Below are 20,915 nucleotides of genomic sequence, written 5' to 3' on the forward strand. Positions count from 1 at the left end.
TCGCCACTCGCCTGAGACGGGACTGCTGAGGTCACCGTAGCGTGACTCCCCAATGGGCCCGCCTCCCGGAAGCGCGCCAATCTCCCGCCCAGCCGGGCCAGGTCGATCAGGGGGAACCGCCGGGTCAGCACGGGCCGACGGAGACGAAACGGCTACGGGAGCGGCTACGGGAGCGGCTACGGGAACGAACGCCGGGCGGGGCAGGCGGTGCGGCGGGTCGTGACGCCGGGTGTGTTGGTGATCGCAGGACTGGCCGGAGGATTCCTCGGACTCCTGGCCGGTCCGGTGCTGCGCGGACGGATCTTCCGGTACGCGGTACCTGCCGGCCAGCCCTGGCGACGGGACTGCCCGTCCTGCGCCGCGGCGGCCGTCGGCCGGCCCACCCTGCGCAACCCGCTCGGCGCACTGCCGCCGACCGGTCGCTGCCCCCACTGCCGGCACCCGGTCGGCCCGCGCCCCGGCCTGGTCGAACTGATCGCCGTGATCGTCTTCGCTGCCCTCGCCATCCGGGCCGTCGGCGTCGACACCCCGGCCACCCGGGCCGCCCCGGTCGCCTCGCCCGACCTCCTCCTCGTCGTCCTGCCACTGCCGGCGTACGCCTGGATCGCCAGTGTCGGCATCGTCGCCGGCGTCGTCGACGTGGCGGTGCGACGGCTGCCCGACCGGCTCACCCTGCCCGCGGCGGGCGGCTTCGCCCTCCTGCTCGGCGCGGCGGCGATCGCCTCCGCCCAGCTTTCCCGGTACGCGGTCGCGGCGGCGTGCGCGCTGGCTGCCGCCGGGGTGTACCTGGGGCTCGTCCTGCTCTCGCCCGGCAGCCTCGGCGCCGGCGACGCCAAGCTCGCGCTCGGGCTCGGCTTCGCGACCGGCTGGTACGGCTGGAGCACCGCGCTCTCCGGCCTCCTCGCCGGCCTGCTGCTGGCCAGCGGATACGCCGCCATCCTGCTCCGGCTGCGCCGGATCGGCCGCCGCGACCACCTCCCGCACGGCCCGGCGATGCTCACCGGCGCGCTCGCCGCCCTTGTCGTGGGGTAAGGAAGGGCCCCCGCTTATCGCATTCTGTTGTAGAAGGGCCCCCTCCTAACCGGCGTCGCGCAGCCGGGCAGCGCGCAGCCGGCACGGCTCAGAGCAGCCGGAGTTGGCGGTCCTTCGGGCGGCGGGGAGTGTTGTCGCCGAGGCGTTCGAAGAGTCCGGCGTCGATGGCGGAGAGGAAGGGCGTGGGGACGCACTCCCATTCCCTGCCGTGCCGGAGTCGCCGGCCGACGTGGCTGAGATAGAGCCGGTCCTGTGCCCGGGTCAGGCCGACGAAGAAGAGCCGGCGCTCCTCCGCCACCTCGTCGTCGCTCGGCGTCGCGCCGGGGAAGCGCATCGGCAGCAGCCCGTCCTCGCAGCCGAGCAGGAAGACGACCGGAAACTCCAGCCCCTTGGCGGCGTGCAGGGTGAGCAGGGTGACCGCCTCGGCGCGCGGGTCGAGCGCGTCGACCTCGGCGCCGGTGGCCAGCTGGGACAGGAAGAGTTCCAGGTCGTCGCCGCAGCGCCGGGCCAGCGGGGTGAGCAGGTCCGCCGCCGTCCAGATGTCGTCCGGCCCGATCCCGCCGGTGGCGTCCAGGGTGGGGGTGCCGTGCCGCTCGGCGAGCACCTGGCCGGCCAGGCGTACCCGGGCGGCGACCGAGCCGCCGAGCCCGTCGGCGTGCCGCAGCTCGCGGGCGATCACGGAGACCCCGGGCCGGTCCCGCAGCCGGTTGTGCGAGCGCTTCTGCACCGGGACGTTCGCCCGGGCCAGCGCGTCGAGGACCGGTGCCGCCTGGGCGTCGGTGCGGTAGAGCACCGCGATGTCGGAGAAGGAGACGCTGGTGGTCCGGCCGTCGATCCGGCCCGAGTCGAGGGAGCGGTGTGACAGGCCGCCGACGAGTTCGTCGACGGTGCGTACCACGAAATCGGCCTCGTCCGCGACGGAGGCCGCCGGGTAGCGGCCGACCAGCGGCGCCTCCGGGTCGAGCCGGGCCGGGTCGAGCCGGCGGCCCCGGACCAGGGTGCTCGGCGCGATCGCCTGCGCGGCGGCGGCCAGGATCGGCGCCGACGACCGGTAGTTGCGGGTGAGCCGGACCAGCCGGGCGTCGACGAAGTCCTGCGAGAAGCGCAGGAAGTACGCCACGTCGGCGCCCCGGAACGAATAGATCGCCTGGTCGGGGTCGCCGATCGCGCAGAGGTTTCCGTCGGCCGGGCTGAGCAGCCGGAGCAGCTCGTACTGCGTGGCGTCCACGTCCTGGTACTCGTCCACGAAGATCCACCGCCACCGGTCCCGATAGCGCTCGACCAGCTCCGCGTCGTCGCGCAGCAGCGTCACCGGCAGGCTGACCAGCTCGTCCAGGTCGACCAGGTCGGCGGCGCGGAGCAGCTTGACGTACGCCGCGTCGTCGTCGCCGGCCTCCGACCGGGCGGTCGCCCGCTCGGTGTCGTCGGCGATCCGGAAGCCGTCCGGCAGGCCGGCGGCGCCGGCGTTCTCCCGCAGGATCGTCAGGCCGAGCGAGTGGAAGGTGCCGACCGTGACGTCCTCGGCGACCGGCCCGAGCAGCCCGTCGAGCCGGTGCCGCAGCTCCTCGGCGGCCCGCCGGGTGAAGGTGATCGCCAGGCAGTGTTCCGGAAAGACGTTCAGCTCGGCGCAGAGGTAGGCGATCCGGTGGGTGAGGGTGCGGGTCTTGCCGGTGCCGGGGCCGGCGACGATCAGCAGCGGCCCGCCGGGCGCGGAGGCGGCGACCCGCTGCATCGCGTCGAGCCGGTCCAGCAGCCCGGTGCCGACCTCCTCCATGCCGGCGAGCATCGGCTCGAACGGCTCGTGTGGCGAGGGCGGCGGGGCGAGCGGTGGCGGCGGCTCGGCCGCCGGGGAGGCGGGTCGGGCGCGGCGGCGCGGCTCCGCCGGGGCGGTGGGCGCCGGCCGGGCCGCGCGTCCGGCCGGGGACGGAGATCCTGGCGGCGGCGCCGGCTCGGTGGGCGGTCGCTGTGTCGGCACGGGTACGTCGAAGAGCGCGTCCTCGAAGAGCGTCCCCGCCTGACCAGCAGCAGTGCGAGCGGTCCCGCCCGAGCGCCCTGCACCGCCGGAGGGCAACTCGCCGGGCGCGAAGAGGGTGATGACGCCGTACTCGCCGTCGTAGCCGGGGATCCGGCGTACCTGGCCGCGACGGAGCCGCTCGATCGCCTCGGCGAGGAGTTCGCCGCCGACCCGGCGGATCTCGTCGACCGGGGTGACGGTCAGGATGTCGAGCTCGGCGCCGAGCCCGGCGACCAGGGTGTTGAGCTGCCCCTCCACCGTCTTCGACTTCGGGCCGACCTTGTTGATCTCGCCGAGGATCTCGGCGAGCTGGATCAGGTGCGTGACCTGCGGCGCGTTCGCCGGCCGGTGCCCGTCAGGCCGGTCGGCCAGGTCCTCGACCCGGCTGAGTACGCCGACCGTGAGCGGCTTGCCGCACTCCGGGCAGCGCCCGCCCGCCTGCCGGGTCCGCTCCGGCTCCCAGTTGACCCCGCAGAGCCGGTGCCCGTCCGCGTGGTACTTCCCCTCCTCCGGGAAGAACTCGATGGTGCCCGCCAACCCGTCCCCGGTCCGCAGCGCCTCCCGCACCGCGTAGTAGTCGAGCGCGGTGGCGAAGACGGTCGCCTCCCGGGCCAGTGCCGGCGGCGAGTGCGCGTCCGAGTTGGAGACCAGCCGGTAGCGGTCCAGGCTGGAGACCCGCCAGTTCATCTCCGGGTCGGAGGAAAGTCCGGTCTCGACCGCGAAGACGTGCTCGGCGAGGTCGGCGTAGCAGTCCGCGATCGCGTCGAAGCCCGACTTCGAGCCGAGCGCGGAGAACCACGGGGTCCAGATGTGCGCCGGGACGAGGTATCCGTCCGGGCTCGCCTCCAGAGTGATCTCCAGCAGATCCCGGGAGTCGAGGCCGAGGATCGGCCGGCCGTCGGAGCCGAGGTTGCCGATCCGGCCCAGCGCGGTGTTGAACCGGGCCACCGACTCCAGGTCGGGCAGGTAGATCAGGTGGTGCACCTTGCGGGTACGGTCGTCTCGCTTGTAGATGGTGGAGATCTCGACGCTGAGCGCGTACCGCATGGGGTTGGTCTCGGCGGCGCTGGCCAGCCGGGGTGGCAGCCGGCGCGCGATGTCCCGCTCGACCTCCGGGCTGAGCCGGTAGAGGCCGGGCTCGGCCGGGTGCAGTGTCTCGCGTAGGTGCTCGTACCAGGCCGGGTGGGTGAAGTCGCCGGTGCCGAGCAGGCTGATCCCCTTGCGCCGGGCCCACCAGGCGAGGTTCTGCATGGTGAGGTCGCGGCTGCACGCCCGGGAGTATCTCGAGTGGATGTGCAGGTCCGCGACGAAGGGCACGGCGGTGGAGAGGGGGCCGTCAGCGGGTGCGGCGCGCAACGGAGACACGCCGCATCCTGTCACGATCCGGTATGTGAACGCCTGTCGCCACGCGCGAGTGTGATTTCCCGCCCGCTGCTGGACGTGCCGGGGCGGGTGAGTTCGTGCCGCTGTCGGCGGCTCTGGAGTCGCTCGGGCTAGATCCTCGTGAGGTGGAGGCGCTGCTGGTTGACCGGGCCGGCGGTGCGGCGGCGTGAAGGTTCAGGTCGACCGGGAGGTGTTGGTCTGGCTGCACAAGCAGCCCTGCAGCGACATGGTCGATGCCGGCCAGCGGGATCAGGCGAATCTGTGTGCTGTCACGCCGAGCGCAGCTCGACCAGGGTGACCTGTGGAGGCGCGCCGACCCGGACCGGTGGCCCCCAGAAGCCGGCGCCGTTGGTGACGTAGAGCTGGGTGCCGTCGATGGTGGCGTGCCCGGAGACCACCGGCTGTTGCAGGCCGACCACCAGGTTGAACGGCACGAGCTGGCCGCCGTGGGTGTGCCCGGAGAGTTGCAGGTCGACGCCGTGCCTCGCCGCCTCGTGCACGTTGATCGGCTGGTGGGCGAGAAGCACCACCGGCCGGCTCGGGTCGCGCCCGCCGAGCGCGGCGTCGAAGTCGGGGCCGGCGGCGAAGCCGAGGTCGTCGCCGGTCGGGTCGTTGACGCCGGCCAGGTCGAGGGCGCCGCCCCGGGCCAGGATCTCCACGCGCCGGTTCTGCAGCACCCGCAGCCCCAGCCGGTCCAGCTCGACCACCCACTCCTCCACCCCGGAGTAGTACTCGTGGTTGCCGGTGACGAAGAAGCTGCCGTACCGGGAGCGCAGGTCGCGCAGGGGCGCGGCGGCGTCGCCCAGCTCGCCGACCGTGCCGTCGACCAGGTCGCCGACCACCGCCACCAGGTCGGCGTCGAGCCGGTTGATCATGGCCACGATCCGCTCGGTGTGCGCCCGGCCGGCGAGCGGTCCGATGTGGATGTCGGAGACGGTGGCGATCCGCAGCCCGTCCATGCCGCGCGGCAGCTTCGCCAGCGGGATCCGGACCCGGTCGATCTCCGGTGGGCCGAACGCCCTCCGGACGCCGTACCCGACGATGCCGGTGGCGGTGAGTCCGGCGAAGATGGCGGCGCCCCGGGCGAGCAGCAACCGGCGGCCCGGATCGTGATCCGGCGCCGACGGCGGCGCCGCCGGTACGGCCGGTGGCGTCCCCGCCGCCGCTGTCGACCCGGACGGTGCGCCGGACGCCCCGCCCGGCACGGCCCCGCTCTGCGCAGACCTGCCTGGCACGGCTCCCGCGTCCAGTGGCAGGGCCCCGTCCGGCACGACGCCGGCTTCGACCGCCACGGCACCGCCATCCGCTCCCACCGCCTCGGATCCGGTGCGGCGGAAACGCAGGGCCAGCCGGGCGGCCAGCATCGGGATCTCCAGCACCGCCAGCACGACGAGCAGGTAGAACATCACGGCGAGCCAGAGATAGCCCGGCCAGGCCAGCCAGTAGTAGCCCCGGTTGGTGCCGACCAGTGTCGCGGGGGTGAGCAGCGCCAGCACCAGCGCCGCCGCCCCACCGGCCCGGCGCCACCGCCCCGGCCGGGTGGTGTCCCGGACCAGCCGCTTCCAGAGGTAGAGGTGGATCAGGCCGGTGACCAGCGCCAACGTCCCGACGAAGCCCAGCACCGCGAGCACGTGCCGCCGCTCCCTCAGCCGCCGGCGAAGGGTGGCAGCACGTCGACCGTCGCGCCGGCCGGCAGCGGGGCCTGCCGGTCGTGCCAGGCGACGCCGTCGACCAGGAAGCTCGCCATCTCCAGCACGGTGCCGAGCCGGGCGCCGTGCCGCCGCACCAGCTCGCCGGTGAGCTGGTCGAGGCTGCGCCCGCCGGGCACGGTCTCCTCGGCCACCCCGGCCGCGGCCCGTGCGGCGGCGAAGTAGCGGACGGCCAGGGTGGGCATGGACGACGACATCATCATCATCATCAGCCGCCGATCGCCGACATCGGCCGGGCCGGCTGGAGGAAGGACGGATCGTCGATGCCGTGCCCGGCCCGCTTGCCCCACATCGCCGTACGCCACCGGTCGGCGAGCTCGTCGTCGGAGGCGCCGCCGCGCAGCGCGGCCCGCAGGTCGGACTCGTCGGTGGCGAAGAGGCAGTTGCGCACCTGTCCGTCGGCGGTGAGCCTGGTCCGGTCGCAGTCGCCGCAGAACGGCCGGGTGACGCTGCCGATCACGCCGACCCGGGCCGGCCGGCCGGCGGCGTCCGTCCAGCCCTCGACCAACCACGTCTCGGCCGGGGCACCGCCCCGCTCGGCGGGATCGGGCAGCAGGCTGAACTCGGCCCGGAGCGCGGCGAGGATCTCCTCGGCGGTGACCATCGTCGACCGGTCCCAGCCGTGCTGCGCGTCCAGCGGCATCTGCTCGATGAAGCGCAGCTCGTAGCCGCGGGCCAGGGCGAAGCGGAGCAGGTCGGGCGCGTCGCCGTCGTTGACCCCGCGCATCAGCACCGAGTTGATTTTCACCGGTGCGAGCCCGGCCGCGACCGCCCCGGCCAGCCCGGCCAGTACGTCGTCCAGCTTCGCCCGGCGGGTCAGCTCGGTGAAGCGGGTTGGGTCGAGGGTGTCCAGCGAGACGTTGACCCGGTCGAGTCCGGCGGCCCGCAGCGGCCCGGCGAGCCGGTCGAGCCCGATCCCGTTCGTGGTCAGTGAGAGCACCGGCCGGGGCGAGAGGGCAGCGGCGGCGGCGACGATCCGGGGCAGCCCGGGGCGGACCAGCGGCTCGCCGCCGGTGAACCGGACCTCGGTCACCCCGAGCAGGCGTACGGCGACACCGACCAGGCGGACGATCTCGTCGTCGGTCAGCACCTCCGACTTCGGCAGCCACGGCAGCCCTTCGGCCGGCATGCAGTAGGTGCACCGCAGGTTGCACCGGTCGGTGAGCGACACGCGCAGGTCGGTGGCGGCCCGGCCGTACCGGTCGACGAGCCCCGCGACCTGCGGCCGGTCCGCCGGCGTCCGGTCCGGTGCTCCTCCGGATCGAGACGATCCGCCGGATCGAACGGGAATGCTCATCGCTCGACGGTATCGCGTCAGACCGACAGTGCGGCGCGAGCCGCCCGAGCTACCGCATCCCGGTACGCGGCTCCGAAGAGCGCGGTGTGCACCAGCAGCAGGTGAAGCTGGTGCACCGGCACCCGTTCCCGCCAGCCGTCGGCGAGCGGCCAGACCTCCTGGTACGCCGCCAGGATCGTCTCCAGGTGCGGGGCGCCGCCGAAGAGGGCGAGCTGGGCGAGGTCGGTCTCCCGGTGCCCGCCGTGCGCGGCCGGATCGACCAGCCAGGCCCGGCCGTCGGCGCCCCACAGCACGTTGCCCGGCCACAGGTCACCGTGGATCCGGGCGGGTGGCTCGCTGCCGCCGTACTCCCCGATCCGGGAGATCACCCGCTCGACGAGGGTGACCTCGGCCGCGGCGAGCGCGCCGTTGTCGACCGACCGCCGCAGGTATGGCGCGAGCCGGCGCTCGCCGAACCACCCCGGCCACGGGCCGGCCGATGGGGTGTTGTCCTGCGGCAGCGCCCCGACGAAGCCCGGCCAGGTGGCGCCGAAGCTGTCGGCGCCGGCCCGGTGCAGCGCGGCCAGCCCGGCGCCGAACCGGCGGGCCGCCGCCGGGTTCGGGTCGCCCGGCTGCACCCACTCCAGCGCCAGCAGGTCGGGCAGCGCCACGATCACCTCCGGGACCGGCACGGCATCCGCCGCGCGCAGCCACCGCAGGCCGGCCGCCTCGGTCGCGAAGAAATTCTCGGGTACGCGCTCCGCCGCGCCCTCCGGCCAGGACTTGGCGAAGACGGAGTTGCCGTCGTCCAGGGTGAGCCGGGTGGCGGTGCAGATGTCGCCCCCGGAGACCGGCGTCTCCCGGATCCGCTGATGGGTGAGGAAGAGCGGGAGCTGCCCGGGATGCGTCCGGAGGTAGGCCAGGTCCATCTGGGCAACGTAACCGCTCGGTCCGGTCGTCCGCGTTCCGGCCAACCAGGTCGCGCCTGGTGGCGATCCGGAGTAGATATGGAGGCGTGGCCGCCACCGCGATCCGACCGTATCGTCCGGCCGACCATCGGGCCGGCCGGCGTCTCTGGGCCGAGCTCACCGAGCAGCACCGCGAGTTGTACGAGGATCCGGGCTACGGTGGCGTCGATCCCGGGGCGGCGTTCGAGGAGTATCTGACCCGGCTGGACCTCTCCGGCATGTGGGTGGCGGAGCGGGGGGATGCCGGGGTGGTCGGCCTGATCGGCCTGATCATGGATGGTCGGGTCGGCCGGGTCGAACCCGTGGTGGTGACCGCCCGGCTGCGGGGCCAGGGCATCGGACGGGCGCTGCTGGAGCAGGTCGCCGAGGAGGCCCGGGGGCGCGGGCTCGCCCGGCTCACCGTGATGCCGCAGTCCCGCAACGTCGAGGCGCTGCGCTGCCTGCGCGGCGCGGGTTACGACGTACTCTCCGCGGTCGAGTTGACCGTCGAGCTGCGACCGCGCCCCGGCACCCGGCAGGGGCCGGTGGAACTGCACGGCCAGCAGTTCCACACCTGATCCTGCCGGCGCCGGCTCAGGAACGGCTCAGCGTGGCGGTGGCGGCGTTGACCGGGTTGCCGAACTGCTGCCAGAACATGTCGATCTTGCCGTTGTCGAGGGCGATCAGGGTCCAGTCCGCCGCGTCGACACATATCGACTTCGGGTCGCTGGTGGTGCGCTGGCGCAGGTGCATCTCCCGCTCGGTGGGCCGGGGCGCGACCACGGTGAGGGTGCCCCGGCAGCCGAGCGAGGACGAGCGGAACGTACCGACGTCCGAACCCGCCCGGAAGCTGACCGACACGCTCCACGACGTCACCACGCCGCCCGGCTGGCTGACCTTCCCGATCCACTCTCCGACGAACGGCGCCGGTACGGCCGGCACCGCGTCGGCAGCGGCGGTCGACGGACCCGGCGTCGGCGAGGTCGGGGTCGATGCGCCGGTGGATGACGGCGACCGTGAGGTCGACGCGTCCGCTGGACCGGTCGGACTCCGATCGGACCAGGGTCCGAGCTGGTATGCGATGCCGATCGCCGCGACGAGGAGCAGGCCGAGCCCGGCGGCGCTCCACCGCCGGCGGCCCCGCGGCCCTGCCCGCAGCGGCACCGCTCCCGGCCGCCCTGCCCGCAGCGGTACCGCCGCAGGCTGCTGCGACGGCGCGGAGGCGGCATGTCCGGCCCGGCCGCCCGGTGGCGCCGGGCCGGCCGGCAGCCCTCGGGTGACGGGCGCCGCCTGGTCGCCCGCGATCGCACCGTGGGCGACCGCGCCGTAGGCGACGGCGAGTTCCGGTTGGTCGAGTGCCACCGGCGCGCGGCCCAACGCCTGGTGCAGCAGGGTGCCGACGAGCGGGATCCGGGTCGAGCCGCCGACCAGGAGGATCGCCGACAGCTCCTCCTCGGCGACGTGCGCATCCCGCAGGACGGCCCGGGTCGCCGCCACCGTCCGATCCAGCAGCGGCCGGGCCAGCGTCTCGAACTGTTCCCGGCCGAGCGGCACCTCGGCGTCCAGCACCGGCACGTAGATCGAGGTCATCGACGTCCGGGAGAGCATCTCCTTGGCCGCCCGGACGCCGTCGGTCAGGAACCGGCGGTTGCGCAGGTCGGCGGGGGTACGCGGCTGGCGCAGGTAGCGCCAGCCGTCGTCGTCGGGGCGGAGGTTGGCGGAAATGGACGCCATGATCGCCGCATCGATGTCGAGCCCGCCGGCGTCCGAGAGCCCCTGGCTGGCGACCACGTCGAAGCCGTCCCCGGTCCGCCGGATCACGGTCGCGTCGAAGGTGCCCGCACCGAGGTCGTAGACGAGCGCAAGCTGCCCCTCGGCAAGCTCGACATCGGGCAGCCGCACGAAGCGCGCGGCGGCGGAGACGGGTTCGTGGATCGTCGTCGGGGTGGGCAGGCCGGCGAGCCGCGCGGCGGTGGTCAGGGTGGCGAGTCGGCGGGCTCCCCAGGTCGCCGGGTAGCTGAGCGTCACCGCGCCTACCGGGTCGGCCACCTGCGTGGCCGCGTCGCGCACCCGGGCCAGGATCGCGGCGAGCAGCCTCTCGACCGGGACCTCCTGCTCGCCGAGCAGCACGAATCGGTCGTCGATGCAGCGCTTGGGGTTGGGCTCCAGGAGTGCCGGCCGGGTGGCCCCGGCGTGCCGGGCATCCAGGCCGACGAGCGTGGTGTCGCCGTCGACGAAGACCGCCGAGGGCAACAGGAGTGCACCGTCGAAGAGGACAGGCCGGATCTCCTGGTCACGGCCGCGCAGTGCGGCGGCCGTGTTCGACGTGCCCACGTCGATGCCGAGGTGCACCGCGCCAGGCGGAGCCGGACTCCCATCCATCGAATGAGGATTCTATGCCGGCGGCGCAGCACGGTCCGGCCCTGCGCGATCGTCCACAGCGGAGGCGGCGGTCCAGTTCCCCGGCTGGCGTTCAGCGCCCCCCGTGAAATCGTGTCTCGACCGCAGCGGGAGCAGGTTCCCGGATGAGCAGGAAAACTACTGTGAGTAGCTGTGGAAAGTCGGGCGTGTCGTCCACAGCCGGGCTCCGGACCAGATGTGCCGTGGCCAGGCTGCCCCGCATGACCTCGAACGATCGAACCCTCCTCTCCGTCCGCTCGACTGCCGACCTGCTCGCGGCGGTCCCCTACCTCCTCGGCTTCCATCCCGCCGACAGCGTGGTGGTGATCGCTCTGCGTGGCAACCGGGTGGTCTTCGTCGCCCGTGGCGACCTGCCCGACCCGGCCGTCGGCCCCGGATCCGCCGCCGGTCCTGTTGTCGGCAGCGAGCCGGTCGCCGGGACAGAGCCGGTCGCCGGGACAGAGCCGGTCGCCGGGGCGGGTGGGGCCGCCGAACAGGTCGCGGCGGTCGTCGCCCGGCAGGGTGTCGAGACCACGACCGTCATCGGGTACGGCGAACCGGCCCGGGTCACCCCGATGGTCGAGGCGGTGATCGCCGCGCTCGGCAGTGTCAGCCTGCCCGTGCTCGAAGCGCTCCGGGTGACCGGCGACCGCTACTGGTCCTATCTCTGCGACGACCCGGGATGCTGCCCGCCGGATGGCCGCCCGTTCGACTCCTCGTCCAGCCAGCTCGCCGCCGCCGCCACCTATGCGGGGCAGGTCGCGCTCCCGGACCGGGATGCCCTGGTCCGGCAGCTCGCCCCGGTCGACGGTGCCGCCCGGGAGGCGATGCGGGAGGCGACCACGAGGGCGGAGGCCCGCCTCGGTGCGTTGCTGGACAAGGCTCCACCCGACGACCTGATGGGCCGCCGGGCGCTGCGCCGGGCGGGCCGCTCGGCGGTACGCGGGGCGCTGCACCGGTATCGCACGGGTGGGCAGCTCACCGACGAGGAGGTGGCCTGGCTCAGCCTGCTCCTGGTCCATCTGCCGGTCCGCGATGACGCCTGGCAGCGGACCGGCGGCGAGGACTGGCAGCTGGCGCTCTGGACGGACGTGCTGCGTCGCGTCGAACCCGACCTGGTGCCCGCCCCGGCAAGTCTGCTCGGCTTCGCCGCCTGGCGGGCCGGGCTGGGCGCGCTGGCCGGTGTGGCGGTGGAACGCGCGCTGGAGGCTCAGCCCGGCTACTCGTTCGCCCAGCTTCTCGCCGAGGCGTTACAGGCCGGGATCGCCCCCTCCGTACTCGACGACTGGCCCGGCGCGATCAGACGATGACCCGGGCATCCCCGGCGTACACGTTCATGGTGCCGCCGCGCAGGAAGCCGACCAGGGTCATCCCGGCCTCGGTCGCCAGCTCGGCCGCGAGGGTGCTCGGCGCGGAGACGGCGGCGAGCAGCGGGATGCCGGCCATCCACGCCTTCTGGGTCAGCTCGAAGCTGGCCCGCCCGGAGACCAGCAACAGGTGTCCACCCAGCGGCAACCGCTGCTCCCGGGCGGCCCAGCCGATCACCTTGTCCACGGCGTTGTGCCGGCCCACGTCCTCGCGGAGCGCGACGAGTTTCCCGTCGGCGGTGAAGAGGCCGGCGGCGTGCAACCCACCCGTACGGTCGAAGCCGCGCTGGGCGGCCCGGAGCTGGTCCGGCAGGTCGGCGAGGGTGCGCGCCGGCACGGTGAGCGGATCCGTCGACACGTCGTGCCGGGAGCGGGTCCGGACCGCGTCGATGCTGGCCTTGCCGCACACCCCGCACGAACTCGTGGTGTAGAAGTTCCGGGCCGGATCGGTGGTCGGCGCCGGTACGCCTTCGGCGAGGACGATGTCGACCACGTTGTAGGTGTTCGGGGTGTCGGTGCCGGCGCAGAGCTGTGCGGTGCGCACGTCGTCGGCGGTCCGGATGATCCCCTCGGTGAGCAGGAAGCCGATCGCCAGGTCGATGTCGTCGCCCGGGGTCCGCATGGTGACCGCCAGCGGGGCGCGCCGGTTCGGCCCGGTCGGACCCACCCGGATCTCCAACGGCTCCTCGGCGGCGAGACTGTCCTGCCGGCGCACCGAAACTCTACCGCCGGCCTCGGCGGAGTCGAGGTCTATCCGCAGCACGCTCCGCCGGCCACTGGCTCGTCCCATGCCACCATCCTGCCTCGCCGCCGGCCGGTCGCCACGGCCAAGCCGGCTACCGTTACCGGATGACCGCGACGCGACCGCCGACCGCCGCCGAATCGCGTGCTGCGTCGGACTCGCGTGCCGCCCCTGATTCGCGTGCCGCGTCGGACTCGCGTGCCGCCCCTGATTCACGGGCCGCGTCGGACTCGCGTGCCGCGCCCGGCTCGCACGCGGGGTTCGCCGCGGTGGTGCTGGCCGGTGGGGCGGCACGCCGGATGGGTGGTACGGACAAGCCCGCGCTGCCGGTGGCGGGCCGGTCGATGCTGGAGCGGGTCCTTGCGGCGGTCGCCGACGCCGATCCCCGGATAGTGGTGGGCGCCGCCGCCGGCCTGCCGGCCGGCGTGCGGGCGACCCGGGAACAGCCGCCGGGTGGTGGACCGGTCGCCGCCCTCGCCGCCGGCCTCGCTCAGCTTCCCGCTGTCGGCACCGGTTCCCCGCTCGCCGTTGCCCTGCTCGCCGCCGACCTGCCGCTGCTGACCTCCGACGCGGTGCGGCAGCTCCGCACCGCGCTCTCCCGGGCCTCCCGAGCCGACGGCGTGGTCTTCGTCGACGAGTCCGGGCGGGCGCAGTTCCTCTGCGGAGTCTGGCGGCCACCGCCCCTGCGGGCCGCGCTGGCCCGGTTGGCCGCCGGCCGCAACGGCGTCCTCACCGGTACGTCGATGCGCGCCCTGGTCGCCGAGCTGGCCGTGACCGAGGTGTCGTGGCGGGGGACGGGGCCGCCACCCTGGTTCGACTGCGACACTGAGGACGACGTACGCCGGGCAGAGGAGTGGATCCGATGAACGCGATGGACCGCTGGGTGGCGGCGGCCTGTGCCGAACTCGACCTCGACCCGGCCGAGGTGGACGTGCCACGGGTGCTCGACCTGGCCCGGGACGTGGCCCACAACGTGCTGCGGCCCGGTGCGCCGGTCACCGCGTACCTGCTCGGGGTGGCGGTCGGTCGGGGCGCGGACCCGGCGGTCGCGGCGGCCGGTCTCACCGCTCTCGCCGCCCGCTGGCCGACGGACGAGGACTCCGCCGGCTCGTAGTGCTTCCGGTTGCCTGGAGGGGCTGTGCCACAGGGGAACAGCCCCTGCGGGCAACCGGGGAAGAGCCCACTACTGTCTGATCGGGGTCCGCACTATCCCGGCCACCCCGGCCCGCTGGGTAGGGTGTGCGGTGCCCTGACGGACGGAGGCGATCATGGCGGCTGAGAACCCTGAGGTAACGAGGGACCACGTGACCGGGAGGGGACCGGCCGAGCACCACGAGTCGATCCTCCTGGACGAGCCCACCACCGCAGACCTCCGGGTGAAGGTGACCGAGGCGTGGCAGGAGTTCGCGCGGGCGCTCGCCGGCCAGCTGCGTGGCCTGCCGACGGGCGCGAGGATCGCCCTGACCCTCGATCCGACCGCCTCCGGCACCGGGGACGCCGTCTACTCGTTGAGCATCGAGGTCGGCGCCGGCGACCGGGTCGACCTGCGGGCGGTGGGCAACTCGGCCCTGCCGCAGGGCTACCGGCTCGACCGGGCAGCGATCGCCGACATGATCGCGCTCGGCTGGTCGCCACCCGGCGTGGTCGAGGGCTCCGGGGAGTACTTCGGCATGCGGGCCAGCCGGGCCGAGGCGGTCCGGCTCGCCACCACCGTCTCCCGGACCCTCCGGGACGTGTACGGGGCGCCGCACCCGGCCTTCCTCGTCTTCCTGGTGCACGACGAGTCCGACGAGCCCATCCCGGTCGAGCCGCTCGGCACGGCCCGGCCCGAACTCGCGGCCGACTCCACCCTCGAACTCGACCTGGACGAGGCGCTGGCGGCGGCCCGGGCCTCGCAGGACGGCAACGACGCGCTCGCCCTGGACGAGCGGGTCCGCACGGTGGTCTCGGCGATGCTGAAGTCGTCGGCGGAGCAGCTTCAGGTCGACTCCGACGGCGACATCGGGATCCGGGCCGGCTCCGCGATGGTCTTCGTCCGGGTCCGGGACAATCCTCCGCTGGTCGACGTCTTCTCGCCGGTGCTCACCGAGGTCGAGCCGACCGAGCAGTTGTACGTCAAGCTCTCCGAGCTGACCAACCGGATGCCGATCGGCCGGCTCTACTGCACCAACGACACCGTCTGGGCCTCCATCCCGGTCTTCGGCCGCAACTTCCAGGCCACCCACCTGATGCTGGCCGTGCAGGTGATGACCGGGCTCGCCGACGAGCTGGACGACCGGCTGCACGGCGAGTTCGGCGGCCGGCGGTTCTTCGGGGAGGGCGACAAGCCGCCGCACCGCGACCCCGGTGAGCACCGGACCGGGATGTACCTGTAACCACCGCCCTACAGCCGAATGACGCCGAGGGTGCCGAGCGTGGTCGGGTCCGTCGCCTTGATGGCACCGTCGGAGACCGTCCAGAGCACTCCGTCGACCATCAGCGACCGGCGGATCATCCCACTCGTCTCCGTCGTCTGCGCCTCGGCGTGCTCGACCAGGCCGGTCTCGGCGAAACCGCCGTCGGTGACCCGCAGCACCAGCGCGCCGCCGCCGGGCCAGACCTTGCCGTCGCCGCCGCGCGGCTCGTAGGTGGTCACGGGCACCACCAGGGTGTTCGTGGCCGGCCAGTAGAGGAAGGCGTGGGGGTCGAACTCGGCCTCGGAGTGGCCGTACCGGACGTGGTGCTGGGCGATCCGGGTCGGCCTGTTCAGGTCGGAGACGTCGAAGAGCGAGACCTGGGTGCCCTCGGTACGCCCCTGCTGGTTCGCTTCCTGGCCGATTCCGATCAACCGGCCGCCCCCGACCGGGTGCAGGTACGACGAGTATCCGGTGATCTTCAACTCGCCGGTGACCTTCGGCGCATCGGGATCCCGCAGGTCGACGGTGTAGAGCGGATCGGTCTGCCGGAAGGTCACCACGTAGCCGATGCCCTCGGCGAACCGCACGCTGTAGATGCGTTCGCCCTTACCCAGCCCGGTCACCCGGCCGGTCTCGGTCAGCGTCTTCCCGTCGGCCCGCAGCACGTACACGGCGGAGCTGGACTTCGGGTTCTGCCCCCAGGTACGGCCGCTGGTGGTGGCCACCCGCAGGTGCCCGTCCCACTCCGAGAGCGCGTACTGGTTGATCAGCCAGCCGGGCACGGAGGCGGCGGTGACGTACCGGGGCCGGCCCGGGCCGGAGGTGTCGAACTGGTAGATCTCGGTCTGCTCGTCCTTCGGGTCCGGGGCCCGGTCCCCGGCGGTCAGCGTCGGCAGCACCCGCCAACGCTGGTCACTGGCGATGTAGAGCCGCGAGCCGTTGCTGTAGACGGTGTCGCCGTCCGCGACGACGCTCACCGGGTCGCCGTCGCCGAGAGCGGTGGCGCCGAGATCGAAGCTGAGCAGGGTGACCAGGGATGTGCCGGAGTAGACGGCCGGGCGGCTGAGCCGGTCGCAGCCGACCTGTCCGCTGCTGGTCTGCCCACCGGTGCTGGTCTGGTAGCGCGGCAGCCAGGCGTCGATCGGGGTCTGGTCGACGATCTTCCGGTTGGCGGCGAGATTCTTCTTCTCGTCGACCGGGCCGGCTCCCTTGTTCATCGGGAAGTCGATCCGGGGTGCGGATCGGACCACGACCCGGGCCGTCTGGCCCACCTGGCGGGCGTCGACCAGGGCACCGTCGATCCGGTACTCACCGAGGATCTTCGGGGCACCGGAGAGGCCCACCAGGATCAGCCGAGGACCGGCGATGCCCTGTTCGTCGGCGGGCGGTACGGCGGGCCGGAGGGCCCTCCGGGCCACCGCCGGCTCCGCCATGCCGTGCCCGGCGACCAGTACCAGCGCCCGGTCCCCGTGCAGCAGCAGGTCGGTGGCGGGGGCCCAGCCGACGTTCGGGTCGGAGTCGAGCGTCAGCGTGCCGGTCAGCCGCCGGCTCGCCGTGTCGACCACCCGAAGCGTGCCCCGGTCGACCGTGACGATCCGCCGGCCGTCGGTCTTGACCATGTCCGGCTCGTCCACGCCGGCCTCGTGCGTGTTGGTCCCCGAGTAGCCGGATCCGGCCGGGGCGCTGTCCTGGTTGGCTGCTGCGTCGGCGCCGGCGGCGGCGCGTTCGGCCCCGCCCAGGTCGTTCGCCCGGAACTGCGGGTACCCCCAGCCACCGGCCAGGCCGTACGGGCCGACGTACGCCTTCGCGGCGGACCTGAGCCCGGCCAGCGCGTCCGCGCAGGAGTCGAAGGCGACGAGCCGGAGCCCACCGGCCGGCACGCCACCGTCGCCCTGCGGCGGTGCCGGTGCGGGCTCGGGCTCTGGCCCGGAGGTGCAGCCGGTGAGCAGACCGCCGGTCAGCGCCAGAACGACGACGAGTGCGGTGCCGACGACGGCACCGGGTCGAGTTCCCCGTTCGGATGTCATGCCGGTTCGACGCGCCGGCCCATGTCCACGTTCCCGAACGTCACTCAGGTGGTCGCTCAGGTGGTCAGTCGGGTGGTCAGTCCGGGGCGGGGACGACGGTCGGCGACTCGACCAGGCGGGACAGCACGATCATGCTCCGGGTGGAGGTGACGAAGGGCTCCGCCCGGAGCCGTTCCAGCGCCTGTTCCAGGTGGGCGATGTCGGCGGCCCGGAGGTGGACCAGCGCGTCGGCCTCGCCGGAGACCGTGTAGGCGGCGACCACCTCCGGATGCCGACGGGTCGCCACGGTGATCTGGGTCGGGGTCGTCCGGCCGGTGCAGAAGAGTTCCACGAACGCCTCGGTGTTCCAGCCGACCGCGGCCGGGTCGATGACGGCGGTGAATCCCCGGATGACGCCGGCCGCCCGCAGCCGGTCGACCCGCCGCTTCACCGCGGGGGCGGAGAGCGAGACCCGGCTTCCGATCTCCGCGTACGACGCCCGGGCATCGGCGACCAATGACGCAATGATTCGCTGATCGACGCCGTCAAGCTGCAACGTTCCGCCTCTCGCAGGCAACAGTTGTGGCTGTTAGTAAACCTGCACCCTACCTACCCTTGGATCCGTGAACCAGCCGAGGATCCCAAGAAAGCGGACATATCTCATGTGTCCGCCGGAGTACTTCGCCGTGGAGTACGCGATCAACCCGTGGATGGACACCGCCACGCCGGTGGATTCCGAGCTGGCCGTGAAACAGTGGCACGGACTGCGCGAGACCCTGCTCGGTCTCGGGCACACGGTGCACGAACTCGCTCCCGAACCCGGGCTGCCGGACATGGTCTACGCGGCCAACGGTGCCTTCGTCGTGGACGGCACCGTCTACGGGGCCCGGTTCCGGCATCCGCAGCGAGCCGCCGAGGCGGCGGCGCACCGGGCCTTCCACGAGGCGACCGGCGCCCGGCTCGTCGCACCCGCCGAGATCAACGAGGGCGAGGGCGACTTCGCCTACCTGCCGCGGGCGTACGGCGGACTGGTCCTGGCCGGCCACGGCTTCCGGACCGAGCCGGCCGCGCACGCCGAGGCGCAGGAGGCGCTCGGCCGCCCGGTCGTCTCGCTACGCCTGGTGGACCCGCGCTTCTACCACCTGGACACCGCGCTCGCGGCGCTCGACGACGGAAACGTCGCCTACTTCCCGCAGGCCTTCTCGGTCGCCGCCCAGCGTGTGCTGGCCCAGCTCTTCCCGGACGCCATCGTGGCGGACGAGGTCGACGCCTTCGCGTTCGGGCTGAACCTGGTGAGCGACGGCCGGCACGTGGTGCTGAACAACGAGGCCAGCGGGATGGCGGCCAAGGTCGCCGCCGCCGGCTACCTCCCGGTCCCGGTCGAGCTCTCCGAGCTGAAGAAGGGCGGCGGCAGCGTCAAGTGCTGCGTCGCCGAACTGCGCGACTGACCGCGCCCACCCGGCGGTACGGCCCCACCGGCGTGGCCGTACCGCCGTACCGCCGCTCAGCCGAGCGTCGCCAGCTCGCTGACCAGCACGTTCGACAGCACCTGCCCGTCGAGCTGCACCTCGCGCAGATACCACTTCTGCTGTGGCGTACGCGGCTGGTTGAACTGCCACGGGCCGCGCGGGCTGTCGATCTGTCCGATCCGGCCGAGCGCCAGGTTCAGCTGCAGCGGGTTGAGGTTGTCGCCGGCGATCCGGATCCCCTTGTCGAGCACCTGCGCGGCGTCGTACGAGGCCATCGCGTACGTGGTGGGTGTCGAACCGTGCGCCTTGCGGAACGCGGAGGCGAACCGCCGGTTGGCCGCGTTGTTGAGGTCGGCCGAGTAGTTGAGGGAGGTCACGATGCCGTCGGCCTCACGCGTCCTGAGCTGGTCGAGCACCGGCCCCTCGGTCAGGAACCCCGGCGCGTAGATCGGCTTGCGGTAGCCGGCCAGGCGCAGCTTCTTGAGGAACTCGATCGCCGAGTCACCCGAGAAGAAGCAGTAGATGGCGTCGGGATCGCGGTTGACCAGTTGCGTGATGTACGAGGCGTAGGCGTTCCGTGCCGGCTTGCCCGGGTAGTACTTCGTCCAGATCACCGGCTCGGCAATCCGCGGGTCGGACTCGCCGAAGCTCTGCCGGAAGCCCTGCACCGAGTCGACGGCGGCGTCGTACTCCGGCGCGATGATCGCCACCTCGCCGTTGGCCGGCACCCGCTCCTTGACGTACGGCGCCAGCGCCCGGCCCGGCTCGTCGTTGATGTACGACGTACGCCAGATGTAGACGACGCTCTGCAACGTCGACGGGGAGGCGTTGGAGGCGATCATCGGGATCTTGGCCTGCTCCACCCCGTCGCGGATGCCGAGCAGCACCGCCGAGTTGACCACTCCGGTGAGCGCCAGGACGTTCTTCTTGACGAGCTGGTCCAGGGCCGCCCTGCCGGACTCCGGTGACTCCCCCTCGTCGGCGACGACCAGGTCGACCGGGTGTCCGCCGAGGCGTTGGTCGTTCAGGTCGAGATAGAGCTGGAAGCCTCGCAGCATCTCGTCGCCGATCGGCTTGTAGACGCCGGACTGCGCCACGATCATGCCGATCCGCACCGGTTCGTCGCTGATCGGTTCCTCGACCTCGGCGCCGTCCGCCCGGCCACACGCGGCGGCCAGGCCGGTAGCGCCGAGCGCACCGAGCGATCCCAGCAACTTCAGCGCTCGTCTGCGGTCCATCTGCGACACGGATTCCTCCCGGGGGCGGCGTTGGAGATCGCAGCTCCCCCGGGGTTCTACCGGGAAGGCGAAGCCACGTCAATTCCGCCTGATGATCCAGCTGGTGATCCAGCTAGCCAATCTAGCTCGGCCAGGACCACGGGCCACGCGCGGGACAGCGGATCTATCACGGCAAAGTGCTCGCACTCCGGCAGCTCGACAAAGCGCAGGTCAGTGCCGGGCCCACCGGCCGCTGTCGCCGCGTACCGGCGGCTCTGCTCCACCGGCACCTGCCGGTCCAGGGTCCCGTGCACGATCGAGGTGCGTGTCCCGGGCGGGACCGAGCGGATCGGGTCGGCGGTCGCGTACCGGTCCGGTACGTCCTCCGGACCGCCGCCGAGCAGGGCGGCGACCGCGCCGCCGTCCAGGTCGCGCCGGTAGGCGTCGGCGAGGTCCAGTACGGGGGCGAGGGCGAGCACCCCGCGTACCCGGGCCGGGGCACGCCGCGCCGCCCAGATCGCGAGGTGACCACCGGCGGAGTGCCCGAGCAGGATCGGCGGGCCCGGGGCCGTCCGGCCGGCCGGCAGTGCGGCCTCGGCCAGCGCGGGCAGCGCGGCGAGTCCGGCGGCGACGTCGTCGAGGGTGCCCGGCCAGCCCCCGCCCGGCTGCCCGGTCCGGCGGTACTCCAGTTGCACCACCGGATATCCGCGCCCGGCCAGGTCGGCCGCGAGGGGCCCGGTGTGCCGGCGGTCGAAAGCGGCCCGCCAGAAGCCGCCGTGCACGACCAGCACCAGGGGTCGGGCCGGACCGGCGGACAGAGCGGGCCGACGCAGGTCGGCGACGTGCTCGGGGTCGGTGCCGTACCGCAGTACGGCGTCGGGCGGCGGCGCCGGCCGGTCGAGCACCGCGCGCGGGTCGTGCGCCGGCCCGTCCGATTCAGCGCGTGGCGCATCCGAT

At 73.4% G+C, this 20,915-nt stretch carries 18 protein-coding genes and 1 pseudogene; 8 read left to right on the forward strand and 11 right to left on the reverse strand.

Annotated features, from left to right (window positions below):
• Positions 1-237 precede the first annotated feature (237 nt).
• Positions 238-1,032: a prepilin peptidase gene (locus ACN28C_RS05860; protein WP_422772544.1), complete on the forward strand. Its 795-nt coding sequence runs from the start codon at positions 238-240 to the stop codon at positions 1,030-1,032.
• Between the two features lie 88 nt (positions 1,033-1,120).
• Here ACN28C_RS05860 and ACN28C_RS05865 read toward each other — a convergent pair whose 3' ends face one another.
• The gene (locus tag ACN28C_RS05865; RefSeq protein WP_422772545.1) at positions 1,121-4,411 is read right to left on the reverse strand and encodes a UvrD-helicase domain-containing protein; all 3,291 of its coding nucleotides are present in this window, start codon (positions 4,409-4,411) and stop codon (positions 1,121-1,123) included.
• An 86-nt stretch (positions 4,412-4,497) separates the two neighbouring features.
• Between ACN28C_RS05865 and ACN28C_RS05870 the strand changes: the two are divergent.
• Positions 4,498-4,599, forward strand: a pseudogene (locus ACN28C_RS05870) (prevent-host-death family protein); the annotation flags it as partial.
• Positions 4,600-4,698: 99 nt separating this feature from the next.
• Here ACN28C_RS05870 and ACN28C_RS05875 read toward each other — a convergent pair.
• Genes ACN28C_RS05875 through ACN28C_RS05890 form a run of 4 tightly spaced genes read right to left on the reverse strand, consistent with a single transcriptional unit; the run spans position 4,699 to position 8,343 of the window.
• Positions 4,699-6,060, reverse strand: coding sequence for a metallophosphoesterase (locus tag ACN28C_RS05875; RefSeq protein ID WP_422772546.1), 1,362 nt, complete (start codon positions 6,058-6,060; stop codon positions 4,699-4,701).
• 14 nt (positions 6,061-6,074) lie between these two features.
• Positions 6,075-6,335, reverse strand: a complete 261-nt coding sequence (locus tag ACN28C_RS05880) for a MoaD/ThiS family protein (RefSeq protein ID WP_422772547.1) — start codon at positions 6,333-6,335, stop codon at positions 6,075-6,077.
• An 11-nt stretch (positions 6,336-6,346) separates the two neighbouring features.
• Positions 6,347-7,435 carry a GTP 3',8-cyclase MoaA gene (moaA, locus tag ACN28C_RS05885; protein ID WP_422772548.1) on the reverse strand — a complete coding sequence of 363 codons (1,089 nt, stop codon included), beginning with the start codon at positions 7,433-7,435 and terminating at the stop codon, positions 6,347-6,349.
• A gap of 17 nt (positions 7,436-7,452) precedes the next feature.
• Positions 7,453-8,343 carry a fructosamine kinase family protein gene (locus tag ACN28C_RS05890; RefSeq protein ID WP_422772549.1) on the reverse strand — a complete coding sequence of 297 codons (891 nt, stop codon included), beginning with the start codon at positions 8,341-8,343 and terminating at the stop codon, positions 7,453-7,455.
• Between the two features lie 86 nt (positions 8,344-8,429).
• Between ACN28C_RS05890 and ACN28C_RS05895 the strand changes: the two genes are divergently transcribed.
• Entirely contained in the window at positions 8,430-8,939 is a 510-nt protein-coding gene (locus ACN28C_RS05895; protein WP_422772550.1) for a GNAT family N-acetyltransferase, read from the forward strand.
• Between the two features lie 16 nt (positions 8,940-8,955).
• On the opposite strand, the gene ACN28C_RS05900 is transcribed toward ACN28C_RS05895, so the two are convergent.
• Complete coding sequence (locus tag ACN28C_RS05900; protein ID WP_422772551.1) at positions 8,956-10,743, reverse strand: Hsp70 family protein; 1,788 nt, start codon at positions 10,741-10,743, stop codon at positions 8,956-8,958.
• A gap of 239 nt (positions 10,744-10,982) precedes the next feature.
• Between ACN28C_RS05900 and ACN28C_RS05905 the strand changes: the two genes are divergently transcribed.
• A complete protein-coding gene (locus ACN28C_RS05905) occupies positions 10,983-12,071 on the forward strand; it encodes a DUF4192 domain-containing protein (RefSeq protein ID WP_422772552.1) in 1,089 nt (362 codons plus the stop codon).
• Here the strand turns inward: ACN28C_RS05905 and fdhD are convergent.
• Complete coding sequence (gene fdhD, locus ACN28C_RS05910; RefSeq protein ID WP_422772553.1) at positions 12,061-12,918, reverse strand: formate dehydrogenase accessory sulfurtransferase FdhD; 858 nt, start codon at positions 12,916-12,918, stop codon at positions 12,061-12,063. The genes ACN28C_RS05905 and fdhD overlap by 11 nt on opposite strands.
• Positions 12,919-12,977: 59 nt before the next feature.
• On the opposite strand from fdhD, the gene ACN28C_RS05915 reads away from it, so the two are divergent.
• The 3 genes from ACN28C_RS05915 (at position 12,978) to ACN28C_RS05925 (ending at position 15,245) form a co-directional block, all read left to right on the forward strand.
• Positions 12,978-13,736, forward strand: coding sequence for an NTP transferase domain-containing protein (locus ACN28C_RS05915; RefSeq protein WP_422772554.1), 759 nt, complete (start codon positions 12,978-12,980; stop codon positions 13,734-13,736).
• Entirely contained in the window at positions 13,733-13,984 is a 252-nt protein-coding gene (locus tag ACN28C_RS05920) for a DUF6457 domain-containing protein (protein ID WP_422772555.1), read from the forward strand. The genes ACN28C_RS05915 and ACN28C_RS05920 overlap by 4 nt, the downstream gene beginning before the upstream one ends.
• 154 nt (positions 13,985-14,138) lie before the next feature.
• Positions 14,139-15,245 carry a T3SS (YopN, CesT) and YbjN peptide-binding chaperone 1 gene (locus ACN28C_RS05925; RefSeq protein ID WP_422772556.1) on the forward strand — a complete coding sequence of 369 codons (1,107 nt, stop codon included), beginning with the start codon at positions 14,139-14,141 and terminating at the stop codon, positions 15,243-15,245.
• Between the two features lie 8 nt (positions 15,246-15,253).
• Here ACN28C_RS05925 and ACN28C_RS05930 read toward each other — a convergent pair whose 3' ends face one another.
• Together ACN28C_RS05930 and ACN28C_RS05935 are read right to left on the reverse strand one after the other, a co-directional pair.
• A complete protein-coding gene (locus tag ACN28C_RS05930) occupies positions 15,254-17,293 on the reverse strand; it encodes a beta-propeller domain-containing protein (protein ID WP_422772557.1) in 2,040 nt (679 codons plus the stop codon).
• A gap of 76 nt (positions 17,294-17,369) precedes the next feature.
• The gene (locus ACN28C_RS05935; RefSeq protein WP_422772558.1) at positions 17,370-17,828 is read right to left on the reverse strand and encodes an Lrp/AsnC family transcriptional regulator; all 459 of its coding nucleotides are present in this window, start codon (positions 17,826-17,828) and stop codon (positions 17,370-17,372) included.
• Positions 17,829-17,934: 106 nt separating this feature from the next.
• Between ACN28C_RS05935 and ddaH the strand changes: the two genes are divergently transcribed.
• On the forward strand, positions 17,935-18,720 hold the full coding sequence (gene ddaH / locus ACN28C_RS05940) for a dimethylargininase (protein WP_422774543.1): 786 nt from the start codon (positions 17,935-17,937) through the stop codon (positions 18,718-18,720).
• A 56-nt stretch (positions 18,721-18,776) separates the two neighbouring features.
• Here ddaH and ACN28C_RS05945 read toward each other — a convergent pair whose 3' ends face one another.
• Together ACN28C_RS05945 and ACN28C_RS05950 are read right to left on the reverse strand one after the other, a co-directional pair.
• On the reverse strand, positions 18,777-19,988 hold the full coding sequence (locus ACN28C_RS05945) for an ABC transporter substrate-binding protein (protein ID WP_422772559.1): 1,212 nt from the start codon (positions 19,986-19,988) through the stop codon (positions 18,777-18,779).
• Between the two features lie 47 nt (positions 19,989-20,035).
• The gene (locus tag ACN28C_RS05950) at positions 20,036-20,863 is read right to left on the reverse strand and encodes an alpha/beta hydrolase family protein (RefSeq protein WP_422772560.1); all 828 of its coding nucleotides are present in this window, start codon (positions 20,861-20,863) and stop codon (positions 20,036-20,038) included.
• Between the last annotated feature and the right edge of the window lie 52 nt (positions 20,864-20,915).

It is taken from the genome of Plantactinospora sp. WMMC1484 (assembly GCF_049315195.1).
Classification (GTDB): Bacteria; Actinomycetota; Actinomycetes; order Mycobacteriales; family Micromonosporaceae; genus Plantactinospora.